15 protein-coding genes are annotated in these 25,904 nt (G+C 45.3%); 7 read left to right on the top strand and 8 right to left on the bottom strand.

The window, feature by feature from the left end; translation table 11 throughout:
* Window positions 1–16: 16 nt before the first annotated feature.
* The 5 genes from ABVC65_RS00380 (at window position 17) to trmD (ending at window position 4,075) form a co-directional block, all read left to right on the top strand.
* On the top strand, window positions 17–1,099 hold the full coding sequence (locus ABVC65_RS00380; protein ID WP_353582314.1) for an endonuclease/exonuclease/phosphatase family protein: 1,083 nt from the start codon (window positions 17–19) through the stop codon (window positions 1,097–1,099).
* 849 nt (window positions 1,100–1,948) lie between these two features.
* On the top strand, window positions 1,949–2,410 hold the full coding sequence (rpsP, locus tag ABVC65_RS00385) for a 30S ribosomal protein S16 (protein ID WP_004114571.1): 462 nt from the start codon (window positions 1,949–1,951) through the stop codon (window positions 2,408–2,410).
* A 2-nt stretch (window positions 2,411–2,412) separates the two neighbouring features.
* Window positions 2,413–2,646, top strand: coding sequence for an RNA-binding protein (locus ABVC65_RS00390; protein ID WP_004113470.1), 234 nt, complete (start codon window positions 2,413–2,415; stop codon window positions 2,644–2,646).
* Window positions 2,647–2,654: 8 nt separating this feature from the next.
* The gene (gene rimM / locus ABVC65_RS00395) at window positions 2,655–3,239 is read left to right on the top strand and encodes a ribosome maturation factor RimM (protein ID WP_004114567.1); all 585 of its coding nucleotides are present in this window, start codon (window positions 2,655–2,657) and stop codon (window positions 3,237–3,239) included.
* Between the two features lie 32 nt (window positions 3,240–3,271).
* Window positions 3,272–4,075, top strand: coding sequence for a tRNA (guanosine(37)-N1)-methyltransferase TrmD (trmD, locus tag ABVC65_RS00400; protein ID WP_353582315.1), 804 nt, complete (start codon window positions 3,272–3,274; stop codon window positions 4,073–4,075).
* A gap of 319 nt (window positions 4,076–4,394) precedes the next feature.
* Here trmD and ABVC65_RS00405 read toward each other — a convergent pair whose 3' ends face one another.
* Window positions 4,395–4,982, bottom strand: coding sequence for an RsmD family RNA methyltransferase (locus tag ABVC65_RS00405; protein ID WP_353582316.1), 588 nt, complete (start codon window positions 4,980–4,982; stop codon window positions 4,395–4,397).
* Window positions 4,983–5,207: 225 nt separating this feature from the next.
* On the opposite strand from ABVC65_RS00405, the gene ABVC65_RS00410 reads away from it, so the two are divergent.
* The gene (locus ABVC65_RS00410; protein WP_004113476.1) at window positions 5,208–6,146 is read left to right on the top strand and encodes a nucleoside hydrolase; all 939 of its coding nucleotides are present in this window, start codon (window positions 5,208–5,210) and stop codon (window positions 6,144–6,146) included.
* Between the two features lie 28 nt (window positions 6,147–6,174).
* Window positions 6,175–7,596, top strand: coding sequence for an MFS transporter (locus ABVC65_RS00415; protein ID WP_353582317.1), 1,422 nt, complete (start codon window positions 6,175–6,177; stop codon window positions 7,594–7,596).
* Between the two features lie 190 nt (window positions 7,597–7,786).
* Here the strand turns inward: ABVC65_RS00415 and ABVC65_RS00420 are convergent, their stop codons facing one another.
* From ABVC65_RS00420 to ABVC65_RS00450, 7 genes are all read right to left on the bottom strand, one after another.
* A complete protein-coding gene (locus ABVC65_RS00420; protein ID WP_101886566.1) occupies window positions 7,787–8,935 on the bottom strand; it encodes a PfkB family carbohydrate kinase in 1,149 nt (382 codons plus the stop codon).
* Window positions 8,936–9,188: 253 nt separating this feature from the next.
* Window positions 9,189–11,576: an ATP-dependent DNA helicase RecG gene (locus ABVC65_RS00425; RefSeq protein ID WP_353582318.1), complete on the bottom strand. Its 2,388-nt coding sequence runs from the start codon at window positions 11,574–11,576 to the stop codon at window positions 9,189–9,191.
* Window positions 11,577–11,938: 362 nt separating this feature from the next.
* Window positions 11,939–12,133, bottom strand: a complete 195-nt coding sequence (rpmB, locus tag ABVC65_RS00430; RefSeq protein WP_004105392.1) for a 50S ribosomal protein L28 — start codon at window positions 12,131–12,133, stop codon at window positions 11,939–11,941.
* Window positions 12,134–12,277: 144 nt separating this feature from the next.
* Entirely contained in the window at window positions 12,278–14,767 is a 2,490-nt protein-coding gene (gene fni, locus ABVC65_RS00435) for a type 2 isopentenyl-diphosphate Delta-isomerase (RefSeq protein WP_353582319.1), read from the bottom strand.
* Window positions 14,764–15,903 (bottom strand): diphosphomevalonate decarboxylase, encoded by a 1,140-nt coding sequence (gene mvaD, locus ABVC65_RS00440; RefSeq protein ID WP_353582320.1) that lies wholly within the window; start codon window positions 15,901–15,903, stop codon window positions 14,764–14,766. The genes fni and mvaD overlap by 4 nt, the downstream gene beginning before the upstream one ends.
* Before the next feature lie 66 nt (window positions 15,904–15,969).
* Window positions 15,970–17,127 (bottom strand): mevalonate kinase, encoded by a 1,158-nt coding sequence (gene mvk, locus ABVC65_RS00445; RefSeq protein WP_353582321.1) that lies wholly within the window; start codon window positions 17,125–17,127, stop codon window positions 15,970–15,972.
* Between the two features lie 798 nt (window positions 17,128–17,925).
* On the bottom strand, window positions 17,926–25,647 hold the full coding sequence (locus tag ABVC65_RS00450; protein ID WP_353582322.1) for a peptidase: 7,722 nt from the start codon (window positions 25,645–25,647) through the stop codon (window positions 17,926–17,928).
* Window positions 25,648–25,904 lie beyond the last annotated feature (257 nt).

Genomic DNA, 25,904 nt, shown 5'->3' on the forward strand with positions numbered 1-25,904 from the left:
TACGAATAATCAGTAGATGATTTACGCTATTTTACTTGCGATTTTACTTGTTGCACTTGTTTTGCTTCTAGCTTGGCAGCTACTTAGGTGGCTGCCAGCTGGAGCGGATAGACTAAAGCCACTGCCATATGTTATTGCATTGCTTCCAATTGCGCCGTTTTGCGCTGCGCTTGGGCTAGTCGCCAGCGCTGTGGCTGCAGTTGCAACACGATCGCAAAATGAATTTTATAAATCTTATTTATTTTTGTGCGTAGCATATACGCTGTTATTCGTAATCTCTTTAAAATCGTATACGCCGTATTTAGCAGTAAGATTGCTGCGAATAAAACAGGAAAAATCGCCAGAATCATCACTAGAATTATCACTAGAAAAATCGAGAGAAATCCGCGTTATGACGCTTAATTGCAGATATGGTCGCGCAAACGCAAGTCAAATAATAAAGTTAGCAAAAACGCATAAAATCGATACGATTCTTTTACAAGAAGTAAGCAAAAAACTTGTAAAAAACCTTGAAAAACTTGGGATTAAACACGATTTTGCGCATGTGCAATTGGGAAGCGCGAACGGACATGAAAATGGCGGCTTTAACGCGATTTATACGCGACTAAGCAATGTTAAATCTTTTGGTAAGTCTATTAAGATTGATGCAGCAAACGTGCCAATTGTTACGGCGGTTACTTGCGACTCATCCGCGGAAAATCTTTTAATAACATTCGCTTCGGCGCATCCAAAGTCACCTATGCGCGGATGTGCTGCTTGGAGCAGCGGAATAATGGCTCTTGCAAAAATCGGAGAAAATCATAATGAAAACAACGTCAAAGACGTCAAAAAAGTCACAATAATCGGCGGAGACTTAAACTCCACTCCAGACCACCCAAGCTTTAGAGCGCTACTAAAATCAGGCTTTTTAGACTCATCAATGCAAATCGGCAAGCGACTAAAGACTTGGCCAACGTGGCAAAAATGGCCGAATCTTGCACTTGACCATGTGCTAGTAAAATCAACAGGATGCACAGCTAAAGCCACAGAGCAACGCGCGATTCGCGTGGATGGAAGCGACCACTTTGCGTTAATCGTTTGCGTTTCAATCCACATCTAGCTCTATTCCTCACGGCTATTAGTAGCCGCTCGGCTGATTTGGCACATAAAGTCCACTGGACTTTATGCTTGAGCCAAATCACGCTTTGAAGGAGCTTGAAATGCGTTATGCAATTTCAAGCTCAGTCAAAGCGCTTCTTCACGCGAATAACTATGCTCTTTGCATACAATACCCCACTAAGTCAGGTAGAGATTCGAGATTTTTCGCAGCGAAAGAGGCGAGCCTCAGCGCCGAAGGTGGTGACTCGCCGAGAGAGCAAGAAAAATCGAGAATCTCAGGCGATTAAGCTATACGCAATTGTTCAAGCATGTAAGAGGGCTGGGTGATTCTTGGTCGAACAATATAAGAGCGGCAGCCGATACCAAATAATCCAATGAGCCGCCACTACAAACAAACTTCAACCCAAAAACAAAATCAAAGCCAAATCGGAACAACCGCAACAACAGACTACACGTAAGAGGCAGAGCGTTGTGCGAATCGACGACTTCGAGCTGCATAGCGCGCGAGAAGTCACCTCGATTCGCTGAGCCGCTTAAATGTAAAGTCCAGTGGACTTTACATGCGGCGAAGACGTGAGCGCGGCTAATCCGCGCGAGCGCAGAAACACCCAGCCCTCAGCAACAGTAAACAAGGAAAATCCGCTCACATCTTCGCTTGACTTTGTACCAAAATCGACACAAATTACGTACATTATTAGCAAAATGCATAGTCCACACAATCAGCCATAATAGAAAAGTTATTCGCGTGAATCGAAGCCCTCTTATCGACCACGCGAGGAACAGTGGAACTCGCAAGGAGTGCCCCACACCCGAGCGAAATTCTACGACTCTAGTTATAAGGAGAGCCATTTTGGCAACCAAGATTCGTCTTAAGAGATTGGGCAAGAAGTTCTACGCCTTCTATCGCGTTGTAATTTCTGATTCACGCAACAAGCGTAACGGCAAGTCCATCGAAGAGATCGGCATCTACGATCCAAACAAGCAGCCATCTTTGATTCAGATTAAGTCTGACCGCGCACAGTACTGGCTTGGCGTTGGCGCACAGCCAACCGAACCAGTGTTGAAGCTGCTAAAGATTACTGGCGATTGGCAGAAGTTCAAGGGTCTTGAAGGTGCAGAAGGCACTTTGAAGACTGGCGAAGCTGGTCCAGACGCACAGGCTCGCGTTGAGGCTGTAGAAGCCGAAGCTCAGAAGCTTAAGGCTGCTAAGTCCGAAGCCGCTGCAAAGGCTCAGGCTGCTGCAGAAGCCGCTAAGAACGAAGCTGAAGAAGCTCCAGCAGCAGATGCTGAAGCCGAGGAAAAGGCTGAGTAATTATGCTGGCTCAAGCTGTGGAACATCTCATTAAAAACATCGTTGATTTTCCAGATGACGTGTCCGTGCGTTCTCACGAAAACGCTCGCGGCGAACTCTTGCGCGTGCGCGTAAATCCAGAAGACATCGGTAGAGTTATTGGAAGAAACGGTCGTACCGCTAATGCCATTCGTGTTGTTGTACAGGCTTTAAGCCGCCACAACGTTCGCGTAGACATTATGGACGTACGTAAGTGAGATTGAACGTGGCTAAAAACCAACTTTTTGACGACCCTCAGCAAGGTTCAAACAACCTACTGAGGGTTTGTCGTATTGGAAAAGCGCAAGGACTAAAAGGCGAAGTCACTGTCCAAATTTTTACCGACGAACCTTATGAGCGCTTTAAAGCAGGCAATGTGCTTTACACGCAAGACGGCGAGCGCGAGTTTACAATCGAGTCTGCGCGAACGTTTAAAAGCCGTTGGATTTTGCTTTTTGAACAAAGTCTAAATCGCAACGATGCAGAGGCCTTAAACGGCTTGGAGCTTTACACTAAGGCTCAAAGCGCGCAAGAGTTAGAGCAAGAAAATGCTTGGTATATTAAGGATTTGGTGGGTCTTAGCGCGCGCATTTGTGAGAATAATTCACTTGGAGTTGCGCCGCGTGAAATCGGCAAAGTCGTAGACGTTATTGATGGTGCTCAATCATTGCTTAAAATCCGACTTTCAACTCCTGTTGGCGATGATAAAACTGCGCTAGTGCCTTTCGTTCAAGCACTGGTTCCAGAAGTTAATCTTAAAGAAAAATATTTAACTTTAGATCCTCCAGGTGGATTAATCCCAGGAATCTAAAACACATGATTTAAGCTTAAAGGCTTTATAAAATGCAAATCGACATAATCTCCGTGTTCCCTGAATATTTTCGCATGCTAGATCTGAGCTTGCTTGGTAAAGCGCAAGATAATGGCTTGCTTAAAATCAACGCGTATAATCTTAGAAAATGGACGCATGACGTTCATCAATCGGTTGATGATACGCCAGTTGGTGGCGGCGCTGGAATGGTTATGAAGCCAGAAGTGTGGGCGGAATGCCTTGATGAGCTGCTTTATAATGGAGATGACGCCGATAATGACGATAACGGCACAGTTCTAATCTTCCCAAACCCTTCTGCCCCACTGTTTTCGCAAAAAGACGCTACACAATTAGCAAGCGCAAAGCGACTCGTATTTGGGTGCGGACGCTATGAAGGCTATGACGCGCGAATCCCAGAATACTATAAATCGCGCGGAGTAGATGTGCGCGAATATTCCATTGGCGACTACGTTCTTAACGGCGGCGAAGTGGCTGTTAGCGTTATGCTAGAGGCCATTACGCGCTTGATTCCAGGCTTTATGGGTAACCCAGAGTCGATTGTTGAAGAGTCGTACACTGGCGCGGATGCGATTCTTGAGCATCACCAATACACTCGTCCCACAACTTGGCGCGACATTAGCGTGCCTGCGATTCTTACTTCGGGCGACCACGCTAAAGTGGATCGATTCCGCAGAGATGATGCACTAGCGCGCACGAGCCAGATTAGACCAGATTTGATTGAGAAACTTGATTGCAAATCGCTTAGTAAGCAGGATAGAAAAACTCTGATTAGCCTTGGGTGGGAGGTTTCTGGCGATTCACCAAAACGCGTGTAAAATTTAGCTGCGCTAGCGCGGTTTCTTGTTTGATGTTGCGTGAGGGCTGGGTGTTTCTACGCTCGCGCGTTACATCGCGCTCACGCCTTCGCCGCACGTAAAGTCCACTGGACTTTACGTTTAAGCGGCTCAGCGAATCGAGGTGACTTCTCGCGCGTTATGCAGCTCGAAGTCGTCGATTCGCACGCAGGTTAGCTGCGCTATTCCGAACGGCTATTAGTAGCCGTTCGGCTGATTTGGCATGTAAAGTCCACTGGACTTTACATTTGAGCCAAATCACGCTTTGAAGGAGCTTGAAATGCGTTATGCAATTTCAAGCTCAGTCAAAGCGCGTAGCTTGAATGAACATTACGATAGTTTCGCCATAGTTGCGCGTGTCGAAAATCTCCCACCCAGCACAAATCTTAGGCGCAACACTGCGCGCGCTACGCTCTAAAACAATAAGCGTGTCAGCTGCGGCACTTACAACGCCCCTACTAACCATATTCTCAATCAAAAGCTCAACTTGCTCTGTCTCTAATGCGTACGGCGGATCTACAAACACCAAATCGAAAGCTTCGCCGCTGTAGTCTTGTACGAACTGCTCTGCGCGTCTTTTATTTACGCGAGCGCTTAAATCTTCACTCCACGCGCCTTGACTTTGTAGTACTTTAACAGTTTTTGTTATTAACGCCGCCGCAGCAGCGTTCGCCTCTACGCACACGAGTTCTTTTGCGCCCCTAGAAATCGCTTCTATGCCTAACGCCGCGGTTCCAGCGAATAAGTCGAGTACGCGAGCGCCATCGCATACTCCCCATGAGTCGAGCCTAGAAAAAATCGCCTCTTTTGTGCGATCTGTTGTTGGTCTTGTACATGACTTTGCGGCGCATAATTGTGTGCCTTTAAATCTTCCTGCAATTACGTGCATGTTTCAAGCATATCATTTTAAATTATTTAGACTTGTGTCGAATTTTGTTATTGATATACTTGGAACGGTCATTTGTTTATTTATATAAACAAATGTTGCTTAGCACAGGTTTCTGACGATTTATCCCAAACTACGCTAAACAATGAAGTTTGCTAAAAAGCCTAAGCATAAAATATATAAATCCCAACTACAACTGACATATAATTAAACAACTAAGGAGCTAAAATGACCACAATCATTCTAGATTGCGATCCAGGTCATGACGACGCTATGGCTATTCTGCTAGCGCTTGGCAATCCAAACATTGATTTGCTTGGTGTAACAACAGTCGGCGGAAATCAGAGCCTAGAAAAGGTGACTTACAATGCGCGAGCAACGCTAGAAATGGCACATGCTACAAATATCCCTGTGCACGCAGGCTGCGACCGCCCAATGATCCGTCCTCTAGAAGTTGCTGCTGCTGTTCACGGAGAAACCGGCCTGGATGGAGTGACTTTGCCAGAGCCGACTCGTCCTTTAGATGAGGGACACGCAGTAAACTGGATTATTGACACAATAATGAGTCATGAGCCAGGCACGATCACACTTGTACCAACTGGACCTCTTACAAACATCGCTATGGCAGTTCGCTTAGAGCCACGAATCGTTAGCCGAGTTAAGGAAGTCGTTCTCATGGGCGGCGGCTATCACGTTGGCAATTGGAGCGCAGTTGCAGAGTTTAACATTAAGGTAGATCCTGAAGCCGCTCACGTTGTGTTTAATGAAGATTGGCCTATTACAATGGTTGGTCTTGATTTAACTCATCAGGCACTTTGCACTCCAGAAGTACAAGCTAGGATTGACGCTATCGGTACGCCTCTTTCTGCTTTTGCAAGCGGATTGATGGACTTCTTCCGTAAGGCATACAAGAACAACCAGGATTTTATCGACCCACCAGTTCACGATCCTTGCACGGTTGCATATTTGATAGATCACAGCGTTGTACAAACTCGTAGATGCCCTGTAGACGTTGAGATTAAGGGAGATTTGACGCTTGGCATGACGGTAGCAGATTTGCGTGGACCAGAGCCATCGGCTGACAAGTGCCATACTCAAGTGGCAACTAAACTCGACTTTAACAAGTTCTGGGATTTGATTATTGACGCTTTAAAAGAATTGAAATAATTGAGGTAATTGAAAATAGAGGTTAATTATGACTGAGGTTTCATCTAAAAAACCATCTATGCTGGATAAGGGTGGACGATCAATCGTAGCGCTTATGGTAGCGCTGCTTGTCGCGATTTTCGCATTCCAGCTTAACGCATCTATGCTTTCTCCAGCTCTAGCAACAATGACTCGCGAGCTTAAAACAACGGATTCTCAAATCGCCTTAACGCAAACAGTATTCTTTACTGCAGCAGCATTATTCTCGCTGTTCTTGCCGCGTTTAGCTGATCTTGTTGGACGAAAAAAGGTTCTTACTGGGATTTTAATCTCCACTATTTTGGGTTGTGCAGTGAGTGCTATTGCGCCAAACGTAACAGTTCTTATGATTGGACGAATCCTTCAAGGAGCAAGCGGACCAGTTGTGCCAATGTGCTTGATTATGCTTCGCGTGCGCGTTAGCGAAGAAAAACGCTACGCAAAGCTAATGGCAATTCTGACTTCTGTGAACGGCGGTATTGCAGGCGTTGATGCGCTTCTTGGCGGCTGGCTTGCAGGAAACTTTGGCTTTAGATCCGTATTCTGGACTATGGCAGCCATTGGTATAATCGCTGTTCTTTTGGTTGCTTTCTATGCTGAAGAATCCCATGCTCAAGATACTCCAAAGATGGATTGGGTTGGAGTTGTAACCCTTGGCATAGCATTCCTAGCAGCATATCTTGCTATCAACGAGATTGGTAAACTTGCTGGCGCTAATTTGAGTCTTGTAGCAGGTCTTGTGATTCTTGCAGCAGTATTCTTTGTAGTGTTCTGGAACGTAGAGGGCAAAAACTCTGCTCCTCTTGTTTCTACAAAATATATGAGTCAGCGTCGCACTTGGGGCTTGCTTTCTTGCACACTTCTTACTATGACTGGCGTATTTGCAATTATGAACGGCGTTGTTCCACAGCTAGCTCAAGACGCTAAGGCTGGCGCTGGAATGGGTGCGGACATCGTAAGCTTCGCAACTCTTACCCCTTACGCAATCATCGGCTTCGTGTTTGGACCTGTTGCGGGTATGCTTGCTGCAAAGTTCGGGTATCGTCTGGTGCTGCGTGCTGGAATTCTTGTGAGCGTTCTTGGCGTGGTATTTGGAATTTATGTTGCAGCCTCGCCTTCTGTTTGGGCGCTTGTAGTGCTTTCTTTGTGGCTTGGTATAAGTTATGCTGGCGTTGCAAACATTATGCTTAACGGTCTTGGAATTGTGCTTTCGCCAAAGGATAATCCTGGATATTTGCCTGGAATGAATGCTGGCGCGTTTAATCTTGGTGCAGGCTTGAGCTTTGCGATTCTTTACGCTGTTATGACTAATTTTGTACAATCTGCTGGAGCATCAGCTGGATATATTGCTTCGATGGTTGCTGGAATCGTGCTACTTGCTTTGGCGTTTGCATGCTCGTTCTTGATTCCTAAGCCAGAAGATTGCGAGTGATTCACTAATCAATCACCAGAAAATAACAGAATAAACTAAGACCGCAGTTTTTTAGCTGCGGTCTTTTTATATAAAAAACGGAAATTCTCACGACTTTGTAGTGCGTTTGTACCACGACACGCCGTAAAACCGGTACAATCGCACTACATAGGTTGAATACAATACGACAAGCAAGGTAGAGATTCGGTATTTACACGCGCTCGTGAATGTTTTCCATTCTCTCCATTACAAGCTCTGGAGTCATCGACTCGTGCACAGCTTCTACCGATTCCGTGTTAAGAGCTGCGGCGGCTACAGCGAATCGCCCTGTCTTTGTGTTATCAAAATGATTATACCTAGCGTAGATCAACGCCGCTGTAGCAGCATCGCTTGATCCATTGTCGTTGCCAACCGCGCGCACGCCTTCTCCACCGTTTCCGCGCGCAACAATCATTCTTTGTACACGTTTTAGCGGTACGGGATAGAACGCTACTCCCTCGTCCGCTACGCCATACGCTACTCCCTCGCGCCCCGAGTTAACAAACACATGTCCAACTCCGCGTTTTAGCAATACCTTAGCGCATCTTACTGCAGATTTTTCGTCTACCGCACAAATGCCTGTTAACGCCTGCGATTCGGCTGTGTCTAATATGAGTGTGTCTATGCAGTGTAGTCTGGAAAGTATTCGTGGAGCTTTTGCGTCGGTTATTGCGCGCACCATTATTGGTCTGTGATAGTTGTCGCACACCCATTCGAAGGATTTTTGTGAAATGTTGGTGTCTAGTGCAACTATGTCTGCGTTTTCTATTATCGATATTCTTTCGCGCAAGAAGTCTGGTGTCATGTAATCGTAGATGCTCATATCGTCTAGTGCTAAAAGCCTTTGCCCCGATGCGTCTCCTACATACATGTATGATGCTGTCATTGCGTCTGGTAGCTGCTTTGAGTATCCTATTTCTAATCCGTTTACAGACGCGTCGACTTTGAATAATTCTCCGTTGTGGTCGCCGCCGTACACGGATACTAGGCTTACTCGTGTGTTCATTCTTTCTAGTGCCACGGCTATGTTTCGTCCGACTCCGCCTAGCGCGTATCGTACTTTTGCAGCGTTTGAAGTGTAGTCCATTAGGTCTCCGCACGCGATTCCCAGAACGTCCATACTTATTCCGCCTATTACTGTTACGTAGCTAGGTGGTGTGACTATATATCCTTTTCCTCTAAGGTATCCTTTGCGAATAAGATTGGAAATGTGTGCAGCTACGCCTGATCTTGTTATTCCTGCTAGGTCTGCAAGTTCTTGCTGACTAATCATAGGGTTCTGTTGAATCCACGATAGAATTTGTTGTTCGCGCTCAGTCATCTTTGCCTCATCTCTCGCGATTTTACCTTTCTATATATCTAGGATATTCAAAAATTGTTTTTTTCGCACGTTTATTGTGAAAATATATTATTTTTTATTATATTATTTTTTTATTTGGCGTTTATTTTTTTTATTTGGCGCCTGGGTGCTTAATCGTTATCAGCCGCTTTTAATAGTGCTTTAGCCTATTAAAAGCGATTTTTGTACAAAACTACTTGGGCAATTTGTGTTTCATGAATCTTATTTCATTAATCTAATTGCTTAGTATTGCTGTGCTGCTACCTTGTGTAAAGTCTAAAACTTCTCCAGCGGTTTGTGGATGTTCTAGTAGGGTCGGGTCGTGTTCTAGTAGCGTGTTTGCGTCCTCTCTTGCTTCTGCAATGATTTTTGCGTCTTTTACTACTCGTAATAGTTTTAGACTGGATTTTCCACCTGACTGACTGTCTCCTAGAACGTCTCCAACGTTTCTTAATTCTAGGTCTTTTTGGGCTATTATGGCGCCGTCTAACGAGTTTTCTACTACTTGTAAACGTTCAGCTGCTAACTGGTTGTTTGGTGCGTTTGACACTAGGAAAGCCCAGGATTGTGTGCCTGAACGTCCCACTCGTCCTCTGAGCTGGTGTAGTTGTGCTAGTCCGAAGCGGTCTGCGTCGAAAATCACTATACAACTGGCTTTTGCTACGTCTACTCCTACTTCTATAACCGTTGTGGAAACTAGGATTTGTACTTGTCCACTGTCGAATTTGTGCATTATTTCGCGTTTTTCTTCGTCGCTTGTACGACCTGTTAGTTGTGCGAATTCTACGCCTTTGAATTGTGGTAGGTTTTGTAAGCGTTTCGATATTTGTAAAACTGTGTGTACTTCTCGCTGAGCAATTTGTGTATTTTGTGAATTTTGTGAATTTAGAGTGTATGAGTCTTGGGTCTCTTGGTAGATCGCATCAGCATTATTGTAAGTATTGTAAGTATTATCGTTGTTTTCTTCACTGTCTTCACTGTCTATTCGAGCACATACAACGTATGCTCGCTCTCCTGCATCGATTCTAGAGCGAATGTGGTAGAACATGGATGCCATCTTGTGCGAGTCTTCTTCGTTTATTACAAAAGTGCGGATTGGTTTGCGTCCGCCTGGAAGCTCTGTTAAATAGGATGCGTCTAGGTCTCCAAACCATGTCATTGCTGCGGATCGCGGTATTGGTGTGGCTGTCATGACTAACAAGTGTGGAACCGCGTTTCCGCTTATCTTGTGTAATAGTGTGTCTCGTTGTTCTACGCCAAATCTGTGCTGTTCGTCGATTATCACCAGCGCTAGGTTTGTTGGTTTAAAGCTTGCGGAGAAAGCTGCGTGCGTTGCCACAATAATCTCTGGCTCTCCACTTGCTACTTTTGCTAGTGCACTTCGTCTGCTGGCTAGCTTCATTCCGCCTGTTATGAGCGTTATTTCAACGTTTATCCCTGCACGCTCAATCATCTGTTGTAGGTTTGTGGCGTGCTGTGATGCTAATACTTGTGTTGGGGCTATTAGTACCGCTTGGTGTCCTGATCCTACGGCTTGTAGCATTGCGCTCATCGCTACTATTGTTTTTCCAGAGCCGACTTCTCCTTGCAAAAGACGACGCATTGGTTTTAATAACGATTCGCTGGTTGCTTGCGATTCGCCTTGCATATCTGCTGTTATTTCGCTAATAACGTTTTTTTGTCCTTCTGTTAGCTCGAATGGTAGGCTTTCTTCAAAGTGTTTTCTTAGCTCGCTGTTTTCGCACGTGTATGCCTTATTTTCCCCTGATTTTTTGCGTGATTGCAAAACTGCTATTTGTGATATGAATGCTTCTTCGTAGCGCATTGTGTGTATTGCGTTTTCAAAGTCGTTTTTGTTTTGTGGATTGTGGATTGATTCGAATGCTGCCGCGCGGTGCATTAGGTTTTTACTGTTTATGACGAATTGTGGCAGAACGTCTGGCAAAACATCTGAAAGAATATCTGTATCGGGAACATTAGGATCGCCAGAATCGCAAGTCTTAAAAAGTCGCAATAATCCTAAAATCGTCTCGTGAATATGTTCACTAGATATTCTCGAATTTGCGTGGTAAATCGGTTGTGGCGCGCAAAGTTTTTCAATCCCATCTTCTACACTTTGCACAGCAAAATCATCGCTGCTTTGCATGCGCGCATCAGTATTATAAGCAGAATCATCGCTTTCAGCACTCTTTGCTCGAACAGTTAGAATCTGCGGATGTGTAAACTGTAGTCTCCCATTGAACTCGCCGCTTGTGCCTCCTACAACAACGGTTTGTCCTACTGCAATTCTGCCACTAACCCATTGCACGTATTGTCTGTTCTTTGAAAAATACACAATCTGTGCTTGTGCCGCATCTTGCGCCACGTTTACTTCTAGCCGATATCCTCGTCGCGCTGCCATTTGCACTATGTTTATAGATTGTATTGTCGCTGAGAACGCTACTTCTTGACCTGGCAAAATTTGGCTTAAATGCGCGCGTTTTAGCGGATTTGTGACTCTAAACGGGTAGTATGTTAGCGCGTCTTTTACTGTGATTACGCCTAGTGATTTTAAAGCAGACACGCGTCTCTTATTGCTTACGATTGATGATATTGCTGTGTTTAGTGTTATGCGTGCTGCCATACTTCGATTATAATCGTTGCGCTACGATTTAAGCGAAAAGGTAGGTCGGAGCGCAAGTGAGGTGGAGATTCGAGATTTTTCGCACTGAATGAGATGAACCTCAGCATCTTTGATGGTGATTCATCGAATGAAGAAGAAAAATCGAGAATCTCGGTGATTAAGATATACGCAAAAGTTTTAGATATTCAGAAGGTTTGATGTATTTCTATACGAGCAATAAAAGAGGAGCGTAGCGACGGGACTTGCGAGGAGAGAAATACTCAAACCTCGCGCAACAACAAGTAAGGGAAATCGTTCGCGCGGTCTAAGCGCGAACAAAAAAGCCCCGAGCACTGCTCAGGGCCTTACATCTAACACGCGATTCACGCCTCAACGCGCTGAACCTTGCCTGCCTTAATGCATTTTACGCACACACGAAGGCGAACATTTTCGCCATCAATGGTGGTGCGAACCGGCTGAAGGTTCGGGCGGAAGGTGCGCTTATTGCGGATGTGCGAATGTGAAACGCTGAAACCGGTTTGCGGTCCCTTGCCACATACTGCGCAACGAGCTGCCATAATTGGACTCCTATTTTCTTTGACTTGCAAGTCTTGCGTCGCTCACCCACGCAAACCGCCCACGCGACTAACCGACGCTAAATCGCATAAACAAATAAGCATGCTTGAACGCACAACTACACAAGTATATCACTACGCCCGACATTAAAGCGCACAGGGCTTATCATCAATCAAAATCCGCGAATTTTCGCGCAAATCCTCAATATTCTTGCATCCAAGCAACGCCATAATCACACGAATCTGCGCCTTCCAAGACTCAATTTGCTCAACAAGCGCATCTTCTCCTTCGTTAATAAGCGTGTGCAAAAATTCGCCAGCAACTCCAGCAGCGCTTGCACCAAGCCGCAATGAGCGCACAACATCAAGAGGTGTACGCACTCCTCCGCTTGCAAACACTTGCATTCGCGCACTATCGCAAGAATCCGAGCAATCGCGCGGCTCGCACAAAATCTCATCGCATTGCGCTATGTCTAGCAACGATTCGACAGTTGTAAGCCCCCAAGAATCGAGGAACTCGTAGTCGCTTTTACGCCCACGCCTTGCGTTTTCAATCGCAACAAAATTCGTGCCTCCGCGTCCGCCAACGTCCACCGCACGCACGCCCACATTTTTCAACCGCAGCACATCCCGAGCGCTCATTCCGCACCCAGTTTCTTTAACAACAACTGGCACTTTCATTGAATCAAGCTCGCGCACAATGGCCTCAATATTGTTAAGCCACGCACTAAAATCGCGGTCTCCTTCGCTCATCACAAGCTCTTGTGCCGCGTTTAGGTGGATTTGCAACGCGTTTGCTTGCAAAATTTCTACAGCTTTAATCGCCTGCTCAGCGCTCACTCCTGCGCTTACATTCGCCATTACAAATCCATTCGGATTAAAGCGCCGAATCACGCTAAAAGTCCCTGCAAGCCGCGGATTTTTAAGCGCTGCGCTTAGCGAGCCAGAAGCCATTGCCAAGCCAGTTTTTGCAGCTACCCTCGCTAGCGACTCGTTTATATTTTCGCCTTTTTTGCTTCCGCCCGTCATTGCGTTAATATACAGCGGAGTATCCCATTTTATGCTTTCGTCAAACACGCTCACACTTGTATCTACATCGCTTAATGCCAATTGCGGCAGCGCGTTTGGAATAAACCGCACGTGTTCAAAACCAGATTCCGCGTGCGCATCGTATTGTTCGCACGCAAGTTTTATGTGATCGTCTTTGCGTTGTTCAATAAGCGAGAGGTCGCTACTTTCATCAAATTCTGCGACTTTCAGATTAAGTGCCTCAATACCGCTGTTTTGCCATTCTTCTTCAATGCGAGCAAACACAGCATCAAAATCTTCCGCGCGCGCAATCGCGATTCCGCAATCTCCTCCGCCTGCTCCACTTGTTTTGGACGGCAATCCTGCACCATTGGCAACTTCTATTAGCCGCGTAAGTTTTGGCGTTTCGATTAGTGTTCCCGTGATTTCGCCAAGATCTTTTAGCAGCGCACGATTTCGCGCAAATCCGCTTAACAACGCATCTATGCGCCCATTTTCTAGCGCATTTGCGATTTTTTGCACGCATTTTTCGCTTTGTACGCAAAAATCTTCGTATGTTTTAGCGTAAGTCTTAGCGCTTGTTTTAGCAGGATTGTGCGCGGTTAAATCGCCAGATTCCACTCCAGCTTTTACGCTTCCAACGAGCTCCGCGCTGCTGGCGGGACTCCCCGTCCACCCAACTAAGAGTCGCAAGCCTGCGCCTACTTTTAATCGTTTTACTTCAAATCGCGGCCATTTTTTTCTAAGCAGCTTGTGTAGGCTTGAGTCTCCACTTTCAATCATTTCTATTTCTGCTTCAAGCCATTCGCGATTGTACGCGCGGTACATTACCCATCCGCCGTATGTGCTTGCTGCCACGTCTCCGCCGCTTCCTGACTTTTTTACTAGCGAAGACGCAATTATGGCTAGCTTGCACAATTCTGGCGTTGTAAGCGTTAATCCGTACCATTGGCACAGCGCTCGCACAGCCGCCACCGTTACGGCTGCAGATGATCCAAGCCCGTATTTTTTGCCTGTTTTTTTATCGTCTAAATCACTTTCTATTTGTAGATTGTATAGGTTTATGGCTGGATTTCCTTCATCTAGTAGAACGTTTTTTACTTCTTTTGTTTCGCGCGCAAAATCGTCTACTATTTGCATTGCGGAAAATACGTATGAATAGATTTTTTTTAATTTTTTTATTTGAGAATCTTGGTTTTGTTCATCGCTGGTTGCTGGCGACTTTTCCGCTGGCAAGTAGCAAGCATCCGTTGAGTCTTTTGCGCTCACATTTATATCTTCTGCATCTTTTTCGTCTAAAATAAATTCCCTGCCGAAGATTCCACGCTTCCAATAAAGAGGCTTATAGTTTTTAGACTCACTCGTGATTTTTCCGTAAAATGTTGGTAAATCTAATTTTTTAAGATTAGTTTTTTCGGATTCGTTTTTATTAAAGTCGCAGCTGTTATACGTTTTTCCATGACTATCGCGTATTAGTAGGTTGTCATCGTCAACTGTAACTTTTACATAACGATTCACAGCTGCTACGATTGCAGCGCATCCATCTACAACAGCGTATTCGCCTGCTATGTAAAGTTTTCCAGGCGCTAAAGCTTGCTCATTAGTCATGATTCTCTCCGTATGCTAACGCCACTTCCTGGGCGTGCAATAACAAACTGTGGATTGGATTGCGCAAAGCTGCTAAATGACGGCGATTCCTGCGACTCGCGCAAACGCTTAATCTCACTCAACACGCGCAATCTCAACTCGTTTTTAACTCGCAAAACTTGCTCCGCGCTAGTTAAAACTTTAACATTCGGACCAGCATCCATTGTAGCCCAAACTGGAAATCCGCTTTCATCGCGCATTTTTCGCACAACGTTAAGCACAACATGCGTTTCATCTGTTAAATAGTTTACGCTTTCAGCAGCCGCGCGCATTGCGTCGTGCATTCCTAAAGCGTTTCTCTCCGACACTTCTCCCAATGCTTGAATATCACAATTTTTGATAGCTGATAACGCCGTATCTAGGTCTTTTTTGCAGTTCTTGATCCAGTCTGCGTAGATTGGTGATGTTTCTACTGTGCGTCGCATTGCTTCACGGCTTGAAATCTTCTTTTTACTAGAGTTTAAAATAACAGCTACCATTGCAAGTTGAAGCTCTTCTGGTGTTTCGATTGGCTCTGCGTAAGACGTTTCGTCGCTTGTGCCAGCGTTCCATAATACTAATCCGCCGTAAATCGACCTGCATGCTGATCCAGATCCTTTGCGAGCTAGAATCGACAAGTTGCGTGGGCTTAGTTTTAATCCTGCGGCGTATGATGCTGCAGACGCAAGTGCCGCAAAACCAGATGCGCTAGAAGCTAATCCTGCGGCTGTTGGAACTGTGTTTACGCTTACGACTTGTGCTTTGCTCTTAATTCCAGCCATTTTTCGCACAATATCTAGCATTTTTACTATTCGCGTACGCTCTGAACTTTGAAGTAAATCGCCTGTAAAGTTTACTCCGTTTAAACAAATCGAGTCTTCCTCTAGGCAATCATAAAATCGCACTTTGGTTGTTGTGGAAAATCCGTCTAAAGTCAGAGATAATGAGGAAGCATATGGCAAAATCAGAGCTTCATCTTGTTTTCCCCAATATTTGATTAGCGCAATATTTGCGTTTGCTGTAGCTGTAAAAGCGGCTCCGCGATTACTGTTATTAAACGCATCAATATCATCAAGCACATTAAACGCTATTTTTGGCTCAATTTCAACGTTTTCCACGCGTATCCTTTCTTAAGTCTTTAGTTTTTAAAGCGCTTTTAAAGCATACTAACGCATTTGTTTTGATTATTGCCCGATTTCTACAATCCACGTTCTAGCTGCTCCAGCGTTTTTAAGCGCTATGCTTACTTTAGACGCATCCTCCTGACTTTGCGCAATGGCTATAATGCATCCGCCTCCGCCTCCGCCTGTAAGTTTTGCTCCTAGAGCACCATTTTCGCACGCATTTTTAACTAGAGCATCTAAAAATGGCGTACTTATGCCTAATTCCGCAAGAATTTTGTGGGCGCGAGTCATGCTCGATCCAATATTTTGTATATTGCCAAACTCTAAATCATGCTCTGCGTTAAGAGCGATTTGACCAAGCTCTTGCAAAAGTGCGTTTACGATTTTCGGCTGACTATCGCGTTTTTTGCGTAATGCTTCTACTGTTACTTTTGTTGTTCCTTTGAATCCAGAATCGGCTAGTACAATCCAAGCGCGTATTGTTGGGCTTATGGTCATTCGGCTAAATTTGCCATCCAAGAAGCGAACTGGCTGTTGCAGCATAGCACTAGTTGCTGTAGCGTCTAATCCAGATGCTTTCCCATGCGCAACGCGTTCTGCGTCTTGTGTAATCTCGAATAGTTTTTCATCGCTGGCATCAATACTGTAGTAGTCGAGTATTGCGCGAATCACTGCTCCTGCTGCTGCCGCCGAAGACCCCAATCCGCGCTCTGGTGGAAAATCGCAAGCGGTTTCTATTCGCAATGCTTCGCCTTGCCAATTGGCGAAACGTAATGCCTCTTGTATTGCGGTTTTAATCGATGCGAATCGCGCAGGTGCGCTGCGTAAAAGACCATCAAATCCTAATGCTTTAAGTGTTATGAGGTTTTGCATCTGGCAGCTAAGGTCTCCTGACGAATCGCATAATTCTGCTCTTTTGCCTTCGTCTGCGCTTGTATTTGTGTCGTTGAATGCTCGTGCACTTGTTACTGTTGCGTGCATCTTAAGATTTTGCAATGGAAGCGCTACTGCGCTGTACCCATAAACAACCGAGTGTTCGCCAAAAAGAATCACTTTTGCGCAAGTTGTGCCTCTGCCGACGCGATTTTTTGCGCGCTCACTCACGAGCATATTATTGAACTCGTTATTGCGCTCACTCTTATGCTCACTATTGTGCGCATTCTTGCTCTCGCACGGATTGGATGCGTGTCGATTCGCTACAGTGTTGCACTCAGTCACTAATCCTCCTTTGCGACACATCTGGCTTACTTGTTGGCACTGCTCAATTATTGGCACTGCTCAATTGATGACACTACTCAATTACTTGCATTGCTTAATTATTGCATTGCTTAATTGTTGCATTGCTTAATTGATGCGCGTTTAAGCTTATTTGCCCAACTTTTATAATCTAGTCGCTAAAGCGATTAAACACCACGATTTGCGCTATACGCACACAACACATTCACATTTCCTGCGTTTGTTCCCATATTTGGCGTTTCGATAAACAAACTCAGGAATATCACTTGCTCGTTATAGCTCATTATTCCTTATTTGTTGTTGCGCGAGGGCTGGGTGTTTCTTGTCTCACAACGCTCTGCCTCTTGCGTGTTGGTTATTGTTGCGGTTGTTCCGATTTGGTTTTGATTTTGTTTTTTGAGTTGAAGTTTGTTTGTAGTGGTGGCTTATTGGATTATTTGGTATCGGCTGCCGCTCTTATACTGTTCGACCAAGAATCACCCAGCCCTCTTACATGCTTGAACAATTGCGTATCGCTTAATCACCGAGATTCTCGATTTTTCTTGCTACTTCAGCGAATCACCATTTCATGCTGAGGTTCGCTTCATCCGCTGCGAAAAATCTCGAATCTCCACCTTACTTGATGCAGCACGCACCAGCGTAGAAACACCCAGCCCTCGCGCAACAGTAAATAGGAAAACCGCGCAACACCAAATAATTAATGGCTTGAAGAAACTATCCCCAAGCCATTAATTCACATTACTCCAATCGTAGCAGCATCACACACCGCTACAGATTAAACTAACGAGCCGAATGCCTCCTACGCTTAGACGCAGCACCAGCCACTCCGAGTCCAGCAAACACCGCAGCGAAAGCAGCAAACACCGAGGAGCTAGCGCCAGTATTAACGCCACTCACGTCACCACGCTTGAGATTCATTCCAGCAGAGTTACGCGCTGCGAGCATTCCATCACGCAAAGCTGCACGCGCAGCACGCAAACGAGCCAATGCCGAATCAACCTGCCCCTGAGTAGCATTAGCGTCCGCTAACACTAAACGAGCATAATTCAAAGCCGCATTAAACTCACTCACCAAGCTAGAATCAGCCACTACACCATTAGCATTAGCCGAAACATCACCAAGAGCTTGATCAACCTCAGCCTGCAAAACACTCTTATCAACAACATTATTAACACTAGTAGTATTCGAATCGTTAACACCAACACCAGTATTAACATCGGTATCGGTTCCAAAATCATGGTCAGAACCACTACCGACACCACTGCCACTATTAATAAGCCTGTTATAAGAATCAATCAACTTTTGCTTAGCAGCACGAAGCCTACGAAGAGCCTGATCAACCTGAGCTTGTGTAGCATTAGGATCCTTAAGCACACTATTCGCATCATTCAACGCCTGCTGATACTCTGCCAGATCAGCAGCCTTACCAATAATGAACGGAATCGACTTACGGAAATCAGAATCCTTACCAGCCTCAGTGTTCAAATCAGACTTATCAGTCTTATGAGAATCAGCAAGCTTCTTCTTAGCATCCTGAAGCTTCCTCAAAGCCTCATCAACCTGAGCCTGAGTTGCGTTAGGATCATCGAGCACAGAATTAGCTTCGTCGAGAGCCTTCTTATAAGCCTCAGCCTCTGGGCTTCCTGCAGCATTCTGATACTCAGGAGACTTAGTGAAGTCAGAATCCTTACCAGCTTCAGCAGTCAGATCAGTCTTATCAGTCTTATAACCATCCGAAAGCTTAGACTTAGCATCCTGAAGCTTCTTCAAAGCAGCGTCAACCTGCGCCTGCGTTGCATTCTTGTCACCGAGAACCTTGTTAGCGTCTTCCAAAGCCTTCTTGTAGGCGTCAAGAGCATTCTTAGACGCATCATCACCCTTAGCCTGAGCATTCTGATACTCAGGAGTCTTGGTAAAGGTGTCATTAGCATCCGCCTCAGACTTCAACTTAGAAGAATCAGTCTTATAGCCGTCAGTAATCTTCTTCTTAACGGCTTTCAAGGCATCTAGGGCGTCGTCAAGCTCTTTCTGAGTTGGAGCCTTATCCATTCCTTGAGGCAGCTGATCCTTTGGCTTGCCAGTAGTGCGGTCAAAGGCATCAAGGAGACCCTTAGCAGCCTTAAGCTTCTCATTATATTCATCAAGAGCCTTCTTGGCAGCGTCATCACCCTTAGCAGTCGCGTTCTTGAACTCAGGAGTGTTCTCAAACACGTCGGTGCTGGTGTCGTCTTTGCCGTCCTTAGACTTATCAACTTCTTGTTGCAAGTCATGCGGACTGGTGACGTAGTTCTTAGTAATCTTATCCTTAATTTCCTTCAGATTCTTAAGGGCATCGTCAACTTCCTTCTGAGATGGGATGTCCTTTTCACCAGGCTTTGGCTTACCATTCTCATCGAACTTGCCAAGAAGATCATTAGCTTTCTTTAGAGCATCTTGGTATGTTTGAACATCTTTTTTGCCGTCAGCATCCGTCTTAGCAAGCGCATTCTTGTACTCAGTAGAGTTTTCGAACTTATATTTGTCTTCCTTTTCTCCGCCGTCGTCCTTAAGCTCTTTTGTTTCTTTCTTAAGAGCGTCAACTTTGGTCGTAAAGGTGTCATCGATAGCTTTCTTAGCCTGCTTCAAAGCTGCAAGAGCATCGTCAACCTGCTTCTGCGTTGGCTTTGTATCTGGGGCAGCGTTTGGATCAGGGTGATTCACCTTGTTTATAAGATCCTGTGCAGCCTTGAGCTTCTCGTTGTAAGTTTCCAGCTTCTTGGTGGCAGAGTCCTTACCAGTTGCAGCATCGCCAGTTTCGGATTGCTTCTTATACAGAGCATTCTTGTACGGAATCGACTCCTCAAACTTAGGAGTTACAGGCTTGCCGTCTTGATCTTTATCGCCAACTTCGTTCTTAAGCTTGTCAGCGTTGGTCTTGTAGTTTTCAGCAATCTTCTTCTGAGCACCCTTAAGCTGCTTAAGCAATGTGTCGACCTCACGCTGAGTAAGGTTGCCAGCATTCTGCAGCTTTTGGGTTATCTTTTCCACAAGCTTGGTAAGACCAGGATTCTCATCAGTACCATCCAAGTCCTTACCAGCTTGTTCATGATTTGCATTGTTAGCGTCAGCCTTGATTGCTTCAGCATTCTTATACTCAGGCGTCTTCTTGAAGTCACCATTTGCATATTCTTTTGCTTCGGTGAGCTTAGAAGTATCTGTCTTGTAACCATCAGTAATAGCTTGCTTTGCCTTCTTCAACGTTTCGAGAGCATCATCAATCTGCTTCTGAGTTGGACGCTCACTAAGCGTATCCGAATCCTTCTTAGCAAGTAGATCACGCGCATCCTTCAACGCCTTCTTATAAGCTTCAATATCAGACTTCGCCTGCTGAACATCAGGATCAGTATCTGGCTTAACATTTTGCTTGTAAGATGCATTTTTGAACTCTGGAGAGTCCTCAAACTGGCCAGCGGTTGGAGCGGTTGCATCAGCAGCTTGAGACTTCTGTGCTTCCGCGTCAAGCTTCGTGGTGTCAGTCTTGTAGTCATCAAGATTCTTGCGTGCTTTATCAAGAGCATCAAGTGCATCGTTGATGTCTTTTTGAGTTGGCTTTGCGTCTTGCGGCGTATTTGCATCACCATGCTTCTTCAAAAGCTCCTGAGCTTTTGTCAAAGCTTCATCATACGCCTTCTTGGCTGCAGCAGCCTTAGTGTTCTTATCCGTATCAGGAACAAGCTTGCCGTCCTGCTCCTTCATGAAGTGAGGATTAGACGCATTGCGATACGCATCAGAAGTTTGCGTGCCTTCTGTAGGTGCAGTACCCTCTGTATCGCCATGCTTCTTTACGCTTTCCTTAAGCTTGGTGGTGTCGGTCTTATACGTGTCAAGAGCCTTACGCTTCTCGTTAAGCTTCTGAAGCGCGTCGTTCACTTCCTTCTGCGTTGCAGCAGGATTCTTGAGCAAGTCTTTAGCTGCGTTAAGAGCGTCACCATAGTCATCTACAGCCTTCTTGGCGGCATCATTCTTGGTAGTATCGGCAGTAGTGCCGTCTCCTTGTTTGTAATCAGGCTGCGAAGCATTCTTATACGCAGGGTTTTGATGCGTGGCCGCGTCCTCGTTGACCGACTTAAGCAGCTCGTCGGTATTAGTCTTAAACTTATCCAGACCTTTAACGGCATCATTAAGCTTTGCGAGGAGCTTTGTTACATCCCTATTTAAAGGCTGACCCTTAGCGTGCGCTTGCAACTTCTTAAGCGCATCTTTGTTGGTCATGTCAATGTTTTTATCTGGAATAACGGACTCTGGGATTTCGCTACCGTCGTCACCCTTGTCCTTATCCATATTATCATTGAAGGCCTTTTGCAACTCCTTAAGCGCATCGTCGTATGCTTTCGCTGCATTCTTAGCATCCTCAGTTGCGTCAGTAGCAGAAGCATTCTTATAAGCAGGGCTTGCTTTAATAGCCAAGCTGTGAAGCAGCGCCGCAGAAATCTTGCTGGTGTCGGTGGCGTACTTATCGATTGCCTTACGGGCTTCAACAAGCTTATCCTTAGCCGCGTCAACCTTTTTCTGATCTACGGTGCTCCCTGGCTTCTTTAATTCATCCATCAAGTCTTTTGCAGCATGATAAGCGTCGTTATAGTCTTTGAAGTCTTTTGCGGCTTGAGAATCTTTGCCCTTAGCTTGCGCTTCATCAAAGGCATTGAAGTACGCTGGCATCAAATAACCGCTGAAGTTGTCCACAAGTGCCTGCGCAAGATCAGTTGCTTTTGTTTGATAAGTTTCAGCATAAAGTACCTTTTCAGCATCTTCAAGATCTTTCTTAGCCTTATCTACATCGGCCTTTGTAGCGTTCTTGTCACCAAGCACTCTCTTAGCTTCTGCAAGCGCCTTATCGTAATCCTCAACAGCCTTTTTAGCAGCCGCGTCAGTGTCTTTCTTCGCGGCGGCGTTCGTGTAGAACACGCTATGCTTGTTAGGATCTTTTGGATCAGGGTTATCTAAAGTCTTTTGAACGGCAGCGTCAAGAGGAGCCTTGTTGGTTGCGTTCTTGTCGAGCGCATCCTTAGCTTCCTTAAGCTTCTTGATAGCCTCGTTCACTTCCTTCTGAGAAGCGTTTGGATCGGCGACTACCTCACCAGCCTTCTTAACAGCGTCGTCGTACGCCTTGCGCTGTTCAGGAGTTGAGTTCTGGTAGGTTGGGTCGGCGGTCTTAAGTTTCTCTGTAGGATCAGTCTTCTTTGCATCTCCCGTGTTTACCTTGCCATGCTGAGCGATTGCATTATTCAACTCATCCTTGTTGGTGCTAAATTCATTAAGCTTTTCGCGTGCAGCATCAAGCTTAGCCTTGGCTTCGTCAACAGCCTTTTGAGTGGCGTTGGCATCATCCTTTAACTTATTGGCTTCAGCAAGCGCGTCATCGTAAGCCTTCTTAGCCGCTTTGGCGGCATTGTTCCTGGCTTCGTCAGTCTTGCCTTCAGGCGTCTTAAAGTCGGGATTAGTAACATTCTTGTACTTGTCACTAGCCTTTGTACCAGTTGTAGCTTGTTGACCTTCAGCAGGCGTGCCATCGGCTTCAATCGAGGCGTTCAGCTTATCCTTGTTGGTGTCAGCACCATCAAGCTCGGCACGAGCCTTATTAAGGTTAATCGTCGCGTTATCAACTTCAGCCTTAAGCTGTTCAGATAACTTATCGTCTGTGGTATTACCAACTTTTGTAAGCGTATCCTGAGCAACCTTCAACGCATCATCATACGCCTTCTTCTTAGCGTCCGACGCGTTGTAGTACTTGGACTCGGTTGGAATATCCTTGCCTTCAACAGTTTCAGTCTTATGCTCGCCAATCGAATCCTTAAGATCCTTAGTCTTATGCTTCGTTTGAGGCATAAACACTATATTGATGCCCTTAGGGTTGTTGCGCAGATTATACTTGCCTTCGCCGTAAATGTTGTTGTAGTGATACTGCGAATATGGCTCAATGAACAAGCGGCCGAGCATATACTTGTCTTTTTTACCAGCAATCTTTACTGTCTTGCTGTCGGCGTCAAACGTAAAGTCTCCTGCGCTTGCCTGCTCATCGCCCATTTTCTTATCGGAATTACTAACAGGTTGCGAAAAACGGCCATAACTACTGCCATTAAGCTTACTTAAGTTAAGCACGCCAATAGGATTGCCTTTATCATCAACCGCATAACCGGTATGCGAGCGCGGATCCTTGCCACCTTGACCTTCGTGCGCAACAGTTTTGTACTCAGACCCAAGAAGCTCTGTGCGCATCTGCGGATTGTCTTTCTTCAAGTCTTCTTTGATGGTAGCTTTCAGTAGACCTAAGACGTCTTCAGTATTAAACGTCTTGCCGCTATCTGAATCGTAACGGTAAACAAGCGTCTTGCCATCTTCCATCCAAGCAAGACCTTCATCGCTTGCGCGACCATCAATCTTGTTCTTGTTTGCTTCCCAGCTAAGCGTGTAATCGGTGCGCAAATTCACCAAACGAGTGAGCTTGTTATGCTTTACGTCTGAATCGAACTTTGCAATCGCTTTGTCGGTTTTAATGGTTACATGAATAGTGTTTTCACTATCACCATTAGAAATACCCTGGTTGCCAGTACCAGATGCTTGCAGGTTGCCTCTATTCCAGTCGAGCGTAATCTGATTTGCATAATCGGTATCGCTTAAACCAAGTGCATTATTGCCTTTGTTTGCTTCGTAAATGGCCTTCTTAATTGCATCTTCTTCTGCTGTGGTGAAGCCCAAAGGATTGGAGATAATAACCGCCTTAGTTGTAGAGCCTTCATCATCGCTTGGAACGGCATACTCGCCAGCTTTGAGATTCTTGAGGACGAGGTCTTTCAGATCAATTTTGGGAGCGTCGTTTTCGTCCACGCCGTCGAAGCTGATGACCGCTTGGCCCTGGTCATTGAACTTGACTTTGTCTTGCGTCACGTGATTGAGCTGGGCGAGCTTCTTGCAAATATCCGCCTTTTGGTCATCTGTGAGCTTTTTGATATCCACTTCGTCTACGACGGGCTTGTCGATGCGCGTGTCGTAGCGTGCAACGGTAAGTGGCAAATCATCAGAAGTATAACCAGTGTCGGTTATGAGATGAGTTTTGAGTGTTCGTACCATAGGTGTGTACGTTGTTTCGGTATCGCCCGGTTTCGATGTTGTTCTATTAAAGTTAATAACATCAGTTGGAATGTATACACGCTGAGCGTTAATAATCACCTTGTTTTCAGCGGTATCTGGCGTCTGAACAAATGCACCGTTCGCTCCCGTGTTTCCACCAACGCCCTTAGACGTACTTGCGGCTTGAATTTGCTCGCGAATTGATTTATTACCAGTTGCTTCGGTAGGAGCATCAATGGCTTTTTGAAGCTTCTCACGAATTTGTTGTGCAGTAAGTTCTTCGTTATACTTCAGCACAATTGACCCAGCTGTTTTAGGCGGAATAAGTGTTGCTGCACGTGCAATATTAGTCTTGTACAGCAAGACTTCGTCTCCACCATCTTTTTTACCGTACACATAAATGCAACGGTTTGCAGCGTATGCTACACCGCTGTTAAGATTGCCATCTCTAAAAAGAGGTGTCATTTCAAGCTTTGCAGAGCCGTCAGTATTCGGGGTAAACGTATATTCACCAGAATAAGATTGATGCAGCCCCGTATTTCCAGAATAGTATTCAGCAGCATTTCTACCTTTATCGGTGGTCATACTATTGTTTTGAGCAGGGAAAATGGCAATACTGCTAATATTGTATCCATCTTTTGGCTTTGCAAAGTTGAAAGTAACAGTGTTACTTTGTCCGCTTTTAATATACGTATTATTAGACGATCCCCATGCGTACATATTCGGTACGCTATTTTTTGTATCTTCGGAAATATTTATTTGATTCGAAACGGAAGGTTCTGGATTAGCTTCGCGATCTGTGCCAACAACAGGTTCACCCTGCTTCTGATTTTCAGCACTCAAATCACGCTTTTTACGACTCTTTGCGACATTTTCTGCAGGAGTGCTATTTTCTGCAGTATCCTGTTTTGCATCTTGATTATCTACAGACGCAATGCTCTCAACCTTCGACCTAGCCTCAGTCTTAGTAACATCAGTATTACCGTCGGTCTTTGCTACAGCCTGCTCAGCTGGTTTAGTCTGCTCCTTCTTAGGTTCTTCCTTAGCTTCCTTAGATTCTTCCTTCTTAGCTTCTTTCTTCACTTCACTGTTAGGAGTCTCATCCTTAGAAGCCTCATTCTTCTTAGTAGCCTTAGAATCATCAGAAGTCTTAGAATTACCCTTATTAGCATCAACTAAATTCTGCTCCTTTGCAGAATCATTCGTATTAACAGGCGCAACATTAGCCTCAGCAGCCATCGCAGGAGTTGCGCCAAAAGCAATCGCAGCGCCAGCGATTACGCCAGCAGCACCAGCCGAAAGAGCAGCCACCTTACGAATATCAACAGTCTTTGCAGACTTATCTTTTGCAGAACCAAATGTCTTGTCAGCATGTTTAGCAGATTTTGTAGTCATGTTCTCCTCTTTCCGTGAGATTAATTCGATTTACTTGATATTGCTTTGCGCGCCAACCTTGGCTCCCAAAGCCCTATAGTTTTTAACAATAGCTTTACAAAGTCTTATAGCGTACATCTATAATGATGTAATCACCCTTTGATAAATCATTATAACATTTTAGAAAAAATTTTGAAGACAACTAACAAATGTTTATAGCTTCGGGGGATACATACCCCCCCCCCCAAGCCTTTTATTTTAAGGGTTTTTGCGAAATA

It is taken from the genome of Gardnerella vaginalis, assembly GCF_040427915.1.
GTDB lineage: Bacteria > Actinomycetota > Actinomycetes > Actinomycetales > Bifidobacteriaceae > Bifidobacterium > Bifidobacterium vaginale_C.

Excerpts from the sequence above, each read along its gene's own strand:
- ABVC65_RS00380 (WP_353582314.1), top strand. The coding sequence starts at position 17 with ATGATTTACGCTATTTTACTTGCGATTTTACTTGTTGCACTTGTTTTG.
- ABVC65_RS00390 (WP_004113470.1), top strand. The coding sequence starts at position 2,413 with ATGCTGGCTCAAGCTGTGGAACATCTCATTAAAAACATCGTTGATTTT.
- trmD (WP_353582315.1), top strand. The coding sequence starts at position 3,272 with ATGCAAATCGACATAATCTCCGTGTTCCCTGAATATTTTCGCATGCTA.
- ABVC65_RS00405 (WP_353582316.1), bottom strand. The coding sequence starts at position 4,982 with ATGCACGTAATTGCAGGAAGATTTAAAGGCACACAATTATGCGCCGCA.
- ABVC65_RS00410 (WP_004113476.1), top strand. The coding sequence starts at position 5,208 with ATGACCACAATCATTCTAGATTGCGATCCAGGTCATGACGACGCTATG.
- ABVC65_RS00415 (WP_353582317.1), top strand. The coding sequence starts at position 6,175 with ATGACTGAGGTTTCATCTAAAAAACCATCTATGCTGGATAAGGGTGGA.
- ABVC65_RS00420 (WP_101886566.1), bottom strand. The coding sequence starts at position 8,935 with ATGACTGAGCGCGAACAACAAATTCTATCGTGGATTCAACAGAACCCT.
- ABVC65_RS00425 (WP_353582318.1), bottom strand. The coding sequence starts at position 11,576 with ATGGCAGCACGCATAACACTAAACACAGCAATATCATCAATCGTAAGC.
- rpmB (WP_004105392.1), bottom strand. The coding sequence starts at position 12,133 with ATGGCAGCTCGTTGCGCAGTATGTGGCAAGGGACCGCAAACCGGTTTC.
- fni (WP_353582319.1), bottom strand. The coding sequence starts at position 14,767 with ATGACTAATGAGCAAGCTTTAGCGCCTGGAAAACTTTACATAGCAGGC.
- ABVC65_RS00450 (WP_353582322.1), bottom strand. The coding sequence starts at position 25,647 with ATGACTACAAAATCTGCTAAACATGCTGACAAGACATTTGGTTCTGCA.